This is a genomic window from Nonomuraea sp. NPDC047897 (genome assembly GCF_043204415.1).
GTDB lineage: Bacteria > Actinomycetota > Actinomycetes > Streptosporangiales > Streptosporangiaceae > Nonomuraea.
The window spans coordinates 24032-36342 of the sequence record NZ_JBIDCC010000025.1 but is presented as its reverse complement, the minus strand read 5'-3'; the positions used below and the strand labels follow the sequence as shown (position 1 = coordinate 36342).

14 protein-coding genes are annotated in these 12311 nt (G+C 71.3%); 11 read left to right on the top strand and 3 right to left on the bottom strand.

Translation table 11 applies throughout. The features are described from left to right. Window positions 1-21 precede the first annotated feature (21 nt). Window positions 22-612 carry a hypothetical protein gene (locus tag ACGF0J_RS36395; RefSeq protein ID WP_393153560.1) on the top strand — a complete coding sequence of 197 codons (591 nt, stop codon included), beginning with the start codon at window positions 22-24 and terminating at the stop codon, window positions 610-612. Between the two features lie 61 nt (window positions 613-673). Here the strand turns inward: ACGF0J_RS36395 and ACGF0J_RS36390 are convergent, their stop codons facing one another. After that, window positions 674-1954: an FAD-dependent monooxygenase gene (locus ACGF0J_RS36390; protein ID WP_393153558.1), complete on the bottom strand. Its 1281-nt coding sequence runs from the start codon at window positions 1952-1954 to the stop codon at window positions 674-676. Between the two features lie 137 nt (window positions 1955-2091). Between ACGF0J_RS36390 and ACGF0J_RS36385 the strand changes: the two genes are divergently transcribed. The 3 genes from ACGF0J_RS36385 to ACGF0J_RS36375 all read left to right on the top strand — a co-directional run bounded on the left by ACGF0J_RS36385 (window position 2092) and on the right by ACGF0J_RS36375 (window position 4772). Continuing rightward, window positions 2092-2460, top strand: a complete 369-nt coding sequence (locus ACGF0J_RS36385) for a VOC family protein (RefSeq protein ID WP_393153556.1) — start codon at window positions 2092-2094, stop codon at window positions 2458-2460. A gap of 115 nt (window positions 2461-2575) precedes the next feature. Next, complete coding sequence (locus tag ACGF0J_RS36380; protein ID WP_393153554.1) at window positions 2576-4165, top strand: MFS transporter; 1590 nt, start codon at window positions 2576-2578, stop codon at window positions 4163-4165. Window positions 4166-4202: 37 nt separating this feature from the next. Beyond that, complete coding sequence (locus ACGF0J_RS36375; RefSeq protein ID WP_393153552.1) at window positions 4203-4772, top strand: DUF5655 domain-containing protein; 570 nt, start codon at window positions 4203-4205, stop codon at window positions 4770-4772. Between the two features lie 91 nt (window positions 4773-4863). Here ACGF0J_RS36375 and ACGF0J_RS36370 read toward each other — a convergent pair whose 3' ends face one another. Then, a complete protein-coding gene (locus tag ACGF0J_RS36370) occupies window positions 4864-5799 on the bottom strand; it encodes an aromatic ring-hydroxylating dioxygenase subunit alpha (RefSeq protein ID WP_393153550.1) in 936 nt (311 codons plus the stop codon). A 240-nt stretch (window positions 5800-6039) separates the two neighbouring features. Here ACGF0J_RS36370 and ACGF0J_RS36365 point away from each other — a divergent pair, with 240 nt between their 5' ends. From ACGF0J_RS36365 to ACGF0J_RS36335, 7 genes are all read left to right on the top strand, one after another. Further along, window positions 6040-6483: an ester cyclase gene (locus ACGF0J_RS36365; protein WP_393153548.1), complete on the top strand. Its 444-nt coding sequence runs from the start codon at window positions 6040-6042 to the stop codon at window positions 6481-6483. A gap of 17 nt (window positions 6484-6500) precedes the next feature. After that, entirely contained in the window at window positions 6501-6989 is a 489-nt protein-coding gene (locus ACGF0J_RS36360; protein WP_393153546.1) for an ester cyclase, read from the top strand. Window positions 6990-7059: 70 nt separating this feature from the next. Further along, window positions 7060-7956, top strand: coding sequence for a helix-turn-helix domain-containing protein (locus ACGF0J_RS36355; RefSeq protein ID WP_393153544.1), 897 nt, complete (start codon window positions 7060-7062; stop codon window positions 7954-7956). Between the two features lie 46 nt (window positions 7957-8002). Further along, window positions 8003-9019, top strand: a complete 1017-nt coding sequence (locus ACGF0J_RS36350; RefSeq protein ID WP_393153542.1) for an aromatic ring-hydroxylating dioxygenase subunit alpha — start codon at window positions 8003-8005, stop codon at window positions 9017-9019. Between the two features lie 38 nt (window positions 9020-9057). Further along, window positions 9058-10122, top strand: a complete 1065-nt coding sequence (locus ACGF0J_RS36345; protein WP_393153540.1) for a methyltransferase — start codon at window positions 9058-9060, stop codon at window positions 10120-10122. Continuing rightward, window positions 10122-11321 carry a cytochrome P450 gene (locus ACGF0J_RS36340; protein WP_393153538.1) on the top strand — a complete coding sequence of 400 codons (1200 nt, stop codon included), beginning with the start codon at window positions 10122-10124 and terminating at the stop codon, window positions 11319-11321. The genes ACGF0J_RS36345 and ACGF0J_RS36340 overlap by 1 nt, the downstream gene beginning before the upstream one ends. Before the next feature lie 129 nt (window positions 11322-11450). Continuing rightward, on the top strand, window positions 11451-11822 hold the full coding sequence (locus ACGF0J_RS36335) for an ArsR/SmtB family transcription factor (RefSeq protein WP_393153536.1): 372 nt from the start codon (window positions 11451-11453) through the stop codon (window positions 11820-11822). Window positions 11823-11827: 5 nt separating this feature from the next. Here ACGF0J_RS36335 and ACGF0J_RS36330 read toward each other — a convergent pair whose 3' ends face one another. After that, a complete protein-coding gene (locus ACGF0J_RS36330) occupies window positions 11828-12304 on the bottom strand; it encodes an SRPBCC domain-containing protein (RefSeq protein WP_393153534.1) in 477 nt (158 codons plus the stop codon). Between the last annotated feature and the right edge of the window lie 7 nt (window positions 12305-12311).

The following is a 12311-nucleotide window of genomic DNA, read 5'->3' as shown; positions in this document are numbered from 1 at the left end:
CCGAGAGGTAGCCTTCCCCTCATGCTGATCGAGAAGGAACGGCACGACGGCATTCGCAGCGGCGTCATCACCGTGTTGTTCCGCCGCTGGCGGCAGCGGCAGGCGACGGCGGGCAACGTGTACCGCACCGCGCTGGGCCGGGTGGCGGTCGACGCGATCGACGTCGTGGCCGCCGAGCGGATCACCGAAGCCGACGCGGCGGCGGCCGGCTATCCGTCGGCCGCCGCGGTCGTCGAGGATCTGCGCGGGCGTCCCGAAGATCCCGTCTACCGGCTCCGCGTCAGGTTCGTCGAGGAGCCGGATCCACGCGACGAGCTGGCGGCCTCCGGCGACCTGCCGGCGGGGGAGCTGGAGTCCATCGCGGCCAGGCTCGCCCGGCTGGACCGGGCGAGCAGGACCGGGCCGTGGACCGAGGCGACGCTGGAGATCATCAGTCGCCGGCCCGCGGTACGGGCCGGCGACCTGGCCGGTGAGCTGGGGCGCGACCCCGCGCAGTTCAAGCTGGACGTCCGCAAGCTCAAGAACCTCGGGCTGACCGTCAGCCTCGGCACCGGCTACCGCATCTCCACCCGAGGCGCGGCCTACCTGGCGAGCCGCGCCCCCGAGCGGTGAGGCCGGACCCGCGAGCGGTGGAGGCGGGAGTGCGAGCCGCGGAGCCGGGAGCGGGCCGGTGTCAGTCCGCGGGGGGCGTCCACCCGAACACGTCCGCGCTCTGCCCGCCGCCATCGGTTCCGCGGGTCGCGGCGATCAGGATGGCCCTGCGGATGGCGACCAGCAGCGGCGAGCGCACGTGCGCGATCCGTCCCAGCATCCGTGACTGGCGCACGATCCCGCGCACCCGCGGGCCCCGTTCGGCCGCGTAGCGGCGCAGGGCCTGCTCCACTCCGGCGACGGGCCCGGCCTGCCCGTGCCCGGCCTGCCCGGGCCCGGCCTGCCCGTGCCCGGTCAGCGCGGTCTCCGTCAGCGTGGTCCCGGCCAGCGCGGTGGCGAGGACGGCCGCGTCCTCCAGGGCCATCCCGGCCCCTTGTCCGAGGGTGTACACCATCGGGTGCGCGGCGTCGCCGGCGAGCGCGACGCGGCCCCGGCTCCACGTGCGCGGCGGCGGCCGGTCGTGGACGTCGTGCACGACGCATCCGGCCGGGTCGGCCGAGGCCGGCACCTTGCGCAGGTCGGGATGCCAGGTGCTGGTGCGGTCGATCACCCGGGCCAGCACCTCGGCGACCGGCCGGCGCGGCGCGACGCCGCGCGGCGCGGTCATCGACGCCACCCAGTAGAGGTCGCCGCCGCCGAGGGCGGCGGCGAACAGGACCAGGCCCCGCCCGTAGGCGATGAAGCCGTCGGGGTACGCGGCGGGGGCCGGCCCGATCCCCCGTACCGCGGTGAACCCGCGGTACGGGGGGTCGCCGTCGCCCAGCAGTTGCGCGCGGACGGCCGAGTTGATGCCGTCGGCCCCGACCAGGACGTCGCCGCGCCGGACCGCGCCGGTCCGGGCGACCAGATCGACGTGCGCGCCGCTGTCGCGATACCGGTCGGCGGCGAATCCGCCGACGAGCTCCACCCCGGCCTCCTCCGCCTCCTCCCGCAGCAAGGCGTGCAGGTCGGCGCGCAGGATGGTGACCGCCGGCATGCCCCAGCGGTCCTCGTACCCGTCGAACGACACCCACCCGAGCACGCGGCCGCGCTCGTCGAGGAACGCGCTGCGGTGCGGGGCCGCGCCGCGGGCCCCCGCGGCATGGCCGGCCGCGCGGACCCGGTCGGCGAGGCCGGGCGCGATCGCGGCGAGCGCCTTGACGGCGTTGGGCGCCAGCACCAGCCCGCCACCGGACCGGTCCGGCCCGGCCGAGCGCTCCAGCACGACGGCCGCGAGGCCGCGGTGGCGCAACGCGATCGCCAGCGCCAGCCCGGCGACGCCCCCGCCCGCCACGAGCACTGTGCCGCGCCTGTTCGGATGCATGGTCCGAGCATGCCGCAGGCGGGGGGCGGAACCTTCTCCGACATTGCCGCACCGGCGGCGGGGAGCCCGACACCGGGGAACACGTAGGATGTAGCCGACACTTGACGGGTAGGATCTTCCCTACCTACGATTGCCGCATGGAAATCACACATCTGCAGAAGTTGACCATTCCCGTCTCCGACCAGGACGCCGCCAAGGCCTTCTACGTCGACAAGCTCGGGTTCGAGCTGCGCAGCGAGGCGCCCATGCCGATGGGCGACAACCTGCGCTGGATCGAGGTGGCGCCCAAGGGCGCGCAGACGACGCTGGTGCTCTGCACCTGGCTCCCGGACACGCCCAAGCTGCAGAACGCCATGCTCGAGACCCGCAACACCGAGGAGGCCGTCAAGACCCTGCGCGACGCCGGCGTCTCCGTCGACGATCCCACCGAGACGCCGTGGGGCAAGCAGGCGTCCTTCGCCGACCCCGACGGCAATACGTTCATCCTCACCGACGGCGCCGCCTGACCCGTTCGTTCGCCACCGCGCGGCACGCCCGCGGTGATCCGTCACTCGCCTCGCACTCGGTCCGCGTCACCCCGAGAAGGGCCACCGGCACCGAGGTGTCTCCGTGGGAGAATCCATGACCCAACCGCCACGTGACGAAACGTGGTCACCATCCGGGGCGGAGCAGCCCGCGCCCGCCGGGGCCGTCTCGACCCGGATGTGGATCACCCTGGTGCTCGTCTCTCTCGGAGCCATGATGGAGGCGCTCGACTCCACCGTGATGGCGCTCGGGAACCCGCAGATCGCCGTGGAGCTCGGCACGCAGCTCACCCAGCTCCAGTGGGTCAGCAACGGCTACATGTTCGCGGTGGTCGTCTTCCTGATCACAGCGGGGAAGATCGGTGACAGGTTCGGCCACCGCAACACCTTCCTGGTGGGCATGGTCGGGTTCGTCGCGAGCTCGGTGGTCGCGGGACTGGCCGGCTCGGTCGAGGTGCTGATCGCCGCCCGCGTCGTGCAGGGCCTGTTCGGAGCCGTACTGGCGCCCAACTCCCTGGCGATCATCCGCAACCTGTTCCCGTTCGACCGGATGAAGACGGCCATCGGCGTCTGGGCCGGGTTCGGCGCGCTGGCCATGGCGGCGGGGCCCTTCGTCGGCGGCCTGGTGGTCGACCAGTTCGGGTGGCGGGGGATCTTCTTCCTCAACGTCCCGATCGGCGCGGCCGTGGTGATCGCCGGGCTGCTGCTGATCGACAAGGGCCGCGAGCAGCGGCTCGCCGCGTCGATCGACATCCCGGGCGTGATCCTGCTGTCGGCCGCGCTGCTGGCGCTGGTGTGGGGCATCGTCCGCATCCCCGTCGACGGCCTCGACCTGGTCACCGGGCTGCTCTTCCTGGCGTTCGCGCTGCTGGGGGCGCTGTTCCTCTGGCGGCAGCAGGCGTCGGCGAACGCGGTCCTGCCGCTGAGCCTGTTCCGGTCCACCTCCCTGTCGGCCGCCGTCGTGGTCCTCACGATGGCCGCGTTCGTGGCGTTCGGCAGCTACTTCTACTTCGGCCTCTACCTCGAACAGGTGCAGGGGGCCTCACCGCTGCTCGCCGGGGTGCTGCTGCTCCCGCAGACCGTCCTGTTCGGTCTCGGCGCCGCGGTCGGCGGCAAGCTCGGCAACGACCGGGGCCCGCACGTGCCGATGATGCTCGGCGCGGTCCTGGTCGCCCTGGGTTCGGTGGGCATCACGCTGCTGCAGGCCGATTCGTCGTACGTCCTGCTCGGTCCGTCACTGGGACTGATGGGCGTCGGAATCGGGGCGATCGTCCCGGTGGCCGTCGGGGTGATCCTGGGACACAGCCCCGCCAACCTCGCCGGGACGGCGTCGGGCATGCAGCAGACCGGCCTGATGCTGGGCGCCGTGCTCGGCACGGCGATCCTCGGCACGATCATCAGCGTGCGCGTCGCCGCCGAGCTTCCCGGGCGCCTCCGGGTCGCCGGCGTACCGGAGGACGTCGTCGACCGGGTCGCCGACCAGGCGTCCGTGGCGGCCCAGGGGTTCCTGCCGCAGGTCAGCGGCGTGGCTCCGGAGGCCGGCGCGCAGATCAGGGCCGCGGTCGGCCAGAGCTTCACCAGCGGCCTCAACACCGCGATGATCGTCGGCGCCGTGCTGATGGTCGTGGCCGCGGTGATCGCGAGCCGGGTCAAGGCGCCGCCGGAGTCGGCCGCGTCCTGGGGCTGAGCAGCTCCCCCTCCCGCAACGACGAAAGGAACATGGCATGGCGCTCTCCGGAGCGGAGATGCTCGTCCGCGTCTCGGCATCCCTTCCCGAAAAGACCGGCAAGACGGTCGAGGAGTGGGTGGCCGCGGTCGGCAAGTCCGGAATCGACCCGCTCGACCAGCGCGCGGTGCGGCAGTGGCTCAAGTCCGAACACGGGCTGACCAAGCCGCAGCAGGAGGCGATCGCCATCGCCGCGGCCAAGGACGCCGGATGGGCCGAGCCCACCGCCGACGACCATCTCGCCGCCCAGTACGCCGGGTCCAAGCAGGGCCTGAAGCCGATCTACGAGGAGCTCCTGGCCGCGGCGACCGCGCTCGGCGACGACGTGGTCGTCGAGGTGCGCGCCAACTTCGTCGCGGTGAACCGCAAGCGGCAGTTCGCCGCGGTGCAACCGGCCACCGCGAGCCGGATGGACCTCGGGCTGCGGTTCGTCGACCCGCCGTCCGACGGGCGGCTCAAGCCGGCCACGGCCCCGGGCCAGTCCACTCACAAGACGAGCCTGACCGCCGTCGAGCAGGTCGACGACGAGATCAAGGCGCTGTTGCGGCAGGCCTACGAGCAGAACTGACCCGCCACCCGTCCCTCCGGATCACGAACCCGTTCCGCCGGCCCCGTCACGACCAGCCCGGTCACGACGACGATGCCGGCGGAACGCGCGTTCACCGCAGGAAGTCCCGCGCCGGGTTGGCCCGCGGGTAGCGGCGCAGGTACGAGAAGAAGTCGGCGAGCGCGGCGTCGCCCCTGGTCAGCAGCCCCGGGGTGTAGTGGATGGTCATCAGCACGGGCGCGTCCTCGGCCAGCAGGTTGAACATGAACGCCTGCACCCTGGTCAGGAACTCCTCGGCCGCCTCCGGGGGCTCGCCGGGCAGCACGTGGGTGCCCCAGCTGAAGAACGAGGCGGTGGTCCGCGCCCGGGGCGCCGCCATGCCGGTGATCCAGTAGAACCAGCGGCCGTCGAGCGTGCCCTGCTGCCAGAAGATGTTGCTGCCGTGGATCGACGCCCAGACTCGGTACTCCTCGCCGCCCGGCATCAGCGCGTGGTAGCGGTATCCGACCGAGAACTCGTCCCAGGCGACCGACTCGTTCGGGTCCTCGACGAACTTCCCCTCATGCGGGAGCGCGAAGTGCTGCAGGTCCATGGTCTGGGCCGCGACCACCCAGGGATCCACCGCCAGCTCCTGGTCGAACGCCAGCGTCCTCGTCGCGACGGGGGTCCCGGGCAGCGGCGGATCCGGCTGGGGCAGCGTGAACAGCGGAGCCGAACCGTTGAACGCCCAGACGATGCCGTGCGTCTCGACGGTGGGAAAGCGGAACAGGCGCGCCCGGGGATCGACCGGCGTGCCGTTGGCGGACAGGCAGCGGCCGTCCATGCCGTAGCGCCAGCCGTGGAAGGCGCAGCGGATCGCGTCGCGATCGAGGCGGCCCACCGACAGGTCGGCGCCCAGATGGACGCAGTAGGCGCTGAACACGGCCACCTCGCCGGAGGACGAGCGGACGGCCACCACCCGGCCGCCGAGCAGTTCGACGCCGACGATGCCGCCGCTCGCCGGCAGGGCGCTGCTCAGGCACACCGGGAACCAGGTCTGTGTGAACAAGCCGTCCGCGCCCTCGGACGGGACCGGTTCGGCGCGGGGCCTAGGTCGTACGTCATCCGTGACACTCATGGTGAATCCCGTCCCTTCCGGGCAGGCGCCAGACCGCGTTCAGTGTCTCCGCCGCCTGACGGCCCGGTCAATCAGGCCCGGGAGAACGACAATCTCGAAGAAACCGCGGCACCCGCTGATGTGTTCCTCTGGATGGGTGTCATTCGTGGGCGGCGCCGATGGGGAGGACCCGTGAACGTCGATACGGAGCGACTGGCCGCCAACAAGGCCGTCGTGCAGAAGCTCGTCGACGCGTGGAACGTCCGGGACGTCGCGGCGATGATGCGGTACTGGGCGCCGGACATGGTGCACCACGGCCGCGACGGGACCATGCCGGCCGGTCAGGTGGGCAGCGAGATGCAGCGGTTCATCGCCGCGTTCCCGGACATCCGGATCGAGGTCGAGGAGATGATCGCCGAGCGCGACCTCGTCAGCACCCGGCTCACGGTCTCGGCGACCCACGCGGGCCCCTACCTGGACATCCAGCCGACCGGCCGGGCCGTCCGCTGCGCGTTGATGGGCCAGTTGCGCATCGTGGACGGCAAGGTGGTCGAGCACTGGGGGGTGGCCGACACCGTGCATCTGCTGGAACAGCTCGGACTGATCGACAGCGGGTTGCTCGCGGCGACCGCCTGACAGACCTGGGAGGGCATGTGAACGACGAACTGGCGACCATCAAGGCCGAACGGGAGGAGATCGTCCGGCGCTTCCGCGGGGCCGTGCTCTTCTCCAGGGACTTCGCGGCGATCCACGAGGTGCTGGCCCCGGAGTTCGTGGACCACTTCGCGCCGCCGTGGGATCCCCCCGGCCGCGACGGCGTCGCGCACCGGTTCGGGCAGGCCGCCGACGCGCTGACCACCACCAAGGTGGAGGTCCTGGTCTCGGTGTGTGAAGGCGCCTACCTGTCGCAGGCCATCGAGCTGCACTTCGCGCACACGGGCGAGTTCATGGGCATCCCGGCCACCGGCCGGACCTTCGCGATCGGCGGGTCGAACACCTTCCGCTTCGACGGCCGGCAGATCGTGGAGCACTGGGGGGTCTTCGACGTGGCGAAGATCCCCGACCTGCTGCGGGAGACGCACGGCGCCCAGGGCGGGTGGGCGTCCATGTGGCCGGACCCGCAGGCCTCCAGCCACGCCTGATCGGCGGTCGCGGGCGGCGGGTGGACATGCACGACGCATCGATGGATCCTACGGGGACCTGGAGGTAGGAGTGCGGATCCGCGGCAACAGCGCAACGGAGAAGATCGACGTCTGCGACGATCATCGGCTCCGGGCGGTCGAGCAGGTGCTCGTCAGGCTCCGGCGTGACCTGTCCCGCGCGCACCCGCTCGACGATCTGGCGCAGACCGCGTGCTTCAGCCCGTTCCACTTCCTGCGCGTGTTCCGGCTCATCACCGCCACCACGCCGGCGCGGTTCCTGGCGGCCTTGCGGATCGCCGAGGCCAAACGGCTGCTCGCGGCCACGGACCTGGACATCACCACGATCTGCATGCAGGTGGGATACACGAGCCTCGGCACCTTCTCCCACCAGTTCGCCCGGCACGTCGGGGTCTCGCCCCGGAAGTTCCGGCGACTGATCAACGACATGTCCGACCAGACCTGGGAGGCGGTGCTGGCCGCCGCCGCTCCGCCCGCGCTGCGCGCCGGGCGGAGCAGGAAGGTCCGGGTGCGCTTCAACGGCCTGGAACCGGGCAACATCGCGCTGGTCGGGCTGTTCGAGTCCGGCATCCCGCAGGGCTGGCCGGCGGCCTGCGCCATGGCGAGGGAGTCCACCGAGGTGGACCTGGTGGCCGGCCCCGACGGCGTCTACATGGCACTGGCGATGAGCTTCTCACCCGACGCGGACATCGAGGCCCTGATGACCAGCGACGTGCCGAACCAGTATCTGGTCGGCTCGTACGGGCACGTCCACGTCGAGGACGGCCACATCGCCGAGCGCAGCATCGTCATCGACCTGCGGCCGCGCCGGCCCAGCGATCCCCCCATCGTCTTCGCATCCCCGCTGCTGGCCGCCCAGGAGAGCCGGCTGGAGGCGACGCCGAAACGCCTGCCGGTCGGCGCCGCCGGAGCTTCCGCAGGATCGAAGAAGTACCGCGACTTCGCCTGATCTAGCGTTTGGGCCACCGCGCGACACGGACAAGCGGAGGTGACGCGTGACCGAAACCCCGGCCCCGGCAACCGGCCTCGACGACCCGGTCTCCCGCCCGACGGGCGAACCTCTTCCCCACGAGGGGGACGACGGACTCTACACCCAGAGCTGGTATCCGATCTGCATGGCCGCCGACCTGACAGCCGGCAAGGTCGTCGGCGCGGAATTCCTCGGCGGCCGCGTCGTCGCGTTCCGCGACCGATCCGGTCAGCCGTCGGTGGTCAGCGCCTACTGCGTGCACCTCGGCGCCGACCTCAGCGTGGGAACCGTGTCCGAGGGCATGCTGAGGTGCCGTTTCCACGGCTGGACCTACGACGGGCAGGGGGTGTGCCGGCGGACCGGCAGCGGCGACCCGGTGCCGAGCGGTGCGCGGCTGTTCAGGTTCCCCACCGCGGAGCGGTTCGGCGTCGTGTGGGCGTTCAACGGCACTGAGCCGATCTTCCAGATCCCCGGGCTGCCCTGCCCGGAGGAGGAGATCCGGGCGCGCCGGGGGCGGTTCGGCCACCTGGCCATGGAACCCTGGATGGTCTCGGCGCACACCCTCGACCTGCAGCACCTGTCGCTCCCGCACGGGTTCGACCTGAAGGTGCCGCCCGCCGACACGGTCCGGCACGGCGGGCACCGCCACGGGTACGACCTCGTCGGTTCGCTGCCCGACGGCACCACGTACGACGTCCGGATCGACATCCACGGCCCCAACCTGTTCCTGCAGACGGGCCTGCTCAACGGCCGCTGGTACTTCTGGATGACCTCACCCAGCCTGCCGGCCCCGGGCCGGACCGACTCCTTCTTCGTCTACGGCGTCCGCAAGGGCGAGTCGGAGACCGAGGAGTCTGCGGAGCAGGCGCTGCAGCAGGTGTTCGAGGCGCAGATGCAGTTCTACTCCGATGACTCCGACATCTTCGACACCATCCATTTCCAGCCGGGCCTGCTGACCTCGCGTGACAGGACCCTGGCGCTGTTCCTGGACTACATGCGGACCTACCCCCGCGCCAATCCGGCGCGGGAGTTCCTCAGCTGAACGCCGCCCCGACGTCCTGCTCTCGAACGGAGTTCAAGGTGTCCGATGCCCGTGCCGTCCCCGACATCCAGGCCGACAACGCGTTCGGCACCATGGTCGCCCTGACCGACACCGTGGCGCCGTGGGCCATCCGCGTGGCGGCGACGCTCCGGCTGGCCGATCTGATCATGCCCGACGGAGCGTCCGCCGACACCATACTGAAAGGGCTGGAGGCCGCAGGGGAGACCGTGCATCCCGAAGCGGTGCGGCGGCTGCTGCGCTACCTGGCGTCCCTGGGCGTCTTCGACCACGACGGGCCCGGCGACCTCTACCGCCCGACGAAGCTGTCGGAACTGATGCGCGAGGACAGCCCGATCAGCATGCGCGACTGGTGGCACCTGGACGGCGCCATGTGCCGGCTCGACCGGACACCGACGCTCATGCTCGACGCGGTACGGACCGGCGAGCCGGTGTACGAGCAGATCTTCGGCCGGGACGTCTGGACGGACCTCGCGCGGACCCCGCGGCTGGCGGCGTCGTTCGAGAAGGCGATGGCGCACAAGACCCGCATCTCGCTGGACAGCCTCATCGCGGCCATCGACTGGCGGGCCCGCGGCGACGTCGTCGACATGGGCGGCGGCCACGGGCTGCTGCTGGAGGCCATCCTGCGCACCTCGCCGGACGCCCGCGGCGTCGTGTTCGACACCCCGGCCGGGGTCGCGACCGCGCGGGCGCATCTGGCCGGCTCGCCGGTCGCCGGCCGGACCGACTTCGTCGAAGGGGACTTCTTCGCCGCGTGGCCCGCCGGCGCGGACACCTACGTCCTGATGAACGTGCTGCACAACTGGTCCGACGACGAAGCCGTGGCAGTGCTGCGGCGCGGCGCCGAAGCGCTCGGGTCCACCGGCCGGCTCCTGGTGATCGAGACGGTCGTCGGCGGCGGCGGGGACCAGCGGAGCCTGGCCCGGCTGGACATGATGATGCTGCTGTTCTGCGGCGGCAAGGAGCGCAGCCGCCCGCAGTACGACGAGCTCGCGGCGCGGGCCGGGCTGACCGTCGCCGGCTCGTACCCGACCTCCTTCGGCCTGGCGATCCTCGAACTGCGTCCGGCCGGGAGCCGGTGATGGACGAGCGGCCCGTTCACCCGTTTCCGTTCGGTCCCACCACGGCGCTGGAGCTGGACGGAAAGTACCGCAAGCTGCAGGAGTCCGAGCGGGTCGCCCGGATCCGCATGCCGTTCGGCGGGGACGCGTGGCTGGTCACCGGGTACGAGGACACCAAGTTCGTGCTCTCGGACCCCCGGTTCAGCCGCGCGGTCACGCTGACGATGGACCTGCCCCGGTTGCAGCCGCAGATCGTCCAGAACCCCGAAATGATCATGAGTATGGATCCGCCCGACCACACGCGGGTGCGCCAGGTCGCCGCCCGGGCGTTCACGCCCCGCCGGGTGGAGCGGCTCCGGCCGTGGATCGCCGATCAGGTCGAGGGCCTGCTCGACCGCATGATCGAGCAGGGGCCACCGGCCGACCTCATGAAAGATCTGGCGCTGCCCCTTCCGATCTCGGTGATCTGCGAGATCCTGGGCGTCCCGTTCGCCGACCGGGAGAAGTTCCGGGTGTGGTCGGACATCGTCATGTCGGTGACGGCGTTCACCCCCGAGGAGATCTTCGCCGCCTTCCAGAGCCTGTCCGAATACCTGCGGTGGCTGGTCGGACAGCGCCGGGTCGCGCCGGCCGACGACCTGTTCAGCGCGATGGTCCGGGCCCGCGACACCGAGGCGGTGATGAGCGAGCAGGAACTGGTGACGTTCGGCGTCACCCTGCTCGTGGTCGGCCACGAGACCACCGTCAACGAGATCGCCGACATGATGTTCGTCATGCTCCGCGACGGCGTCTACGCCGAGCTGGCCCGGGGCGGCGGCGCGCCGCTGCCCCGGGTCGTCGAGGAGTTGCTGCGGCTCATCCCGCTGGAGAGCCCGGGTGGATTCGCCCGCGTCGCCACGGAGGACGTCACCATCGGCGACACCCTCATCGCCAAGGGGGAGGCCGTCTACACCCAGTTGTCGGCGGCCAACCGGGACCCGCGCGTCTTCTCCGATCCGGACGAGATCGATTTCGAGGCGGCCAGGGAGCAGCACCTGACCTTCGGCTTCGGGCCGCACCGGTGCATGGGCGCGGCACTGGCCAAGGTGGAGATCGAGCTGGTCGTCGAAGGACTGCTGCGCAAGCTCCCCGGCCTGCGGCTCGCCGTCGCCCCTGAGCGGATCACCTGGAAGGCCGACCGGCTGGTGCGAGGGCCTGAGGCGCTTCCGGTGACGTGGTGAGCGAGCCGGCGCCCGGTCCGGCACCCGTCCGGCGTCCCGCGTTGACAGGTAGGATAGCGCCTACTGATAATGTACTGAAGTCGGCGAGTATCGGGCCGCCGACGACGGTGCGACCAAGGGCTGCGAACCATGCCGCGGAGCGGGAAGACGACGACGCCGGACGGTGTCCCCACCCTGCTCGACGACGTGTTCCCGGCGCTGGCCAACCCGGTGCGGCGCCGCATCCTCCAACTGCTGCTCCAGGGGCCCAAGTCGGTCAACAACCTCGCCGCGCACTTCGACATGGCCCGCCCCAGCGTGTCCGAACACCTGAAGGTGCTGCGCGACTCCGGCCTGGTGACGGAGCGGAAGGTCGGCAGGGAGCGCCACTACTCACTGTGCCGGGCGCCCATGCAGGAGATCTCCAACTGGCTGCACCCGTACGAGGTCTACTGGCAGGAGCGACTCCGGCTCCTGCGCGACACCGTGGTGGAAGCCGAGAACGAGCGTCAAGGCCGTTAAGGCCGTTAGGGCCGGCCCTCGCGGGCGATGTCCTGCCCGGCGGCCCTGTCCACGAGGACCGCTTCCAGCCGGCTGAACAGCCACGAGCGCCAGCCGCCGCCCATGATCCGCCGCGCCCGCTGCTGCAACTCGTTGTCCGGATCGAAACCCTCGTGGTCGAAGAACAAGCGGGTGCCGTGGCCCTCCGCCACCAGCCGCCAGGTCGCCGTGCACCGAGCCCCGCTCGGACCATGATCGTCCCAGCTGATGCGCAGCATCCGCTCCGGCTCGATGGCGAGCACCTGACAATGGATGACCCCGTCGAACCTCGTCGCCGGCACGGCCGGCGCCACGATGGTGAACCGGTGGCCGACGACCGGCTGGAAATCCTGCGGCCCGAGCCATTTCGTCACCAGCCGCGGCTCGACGAACGCCCGCCACACCCGGTCCGGCGGAAACGGCAGATACTCATCCAGCCTGATCGCCTGGGGGTCGTCCGTCATATCCGTC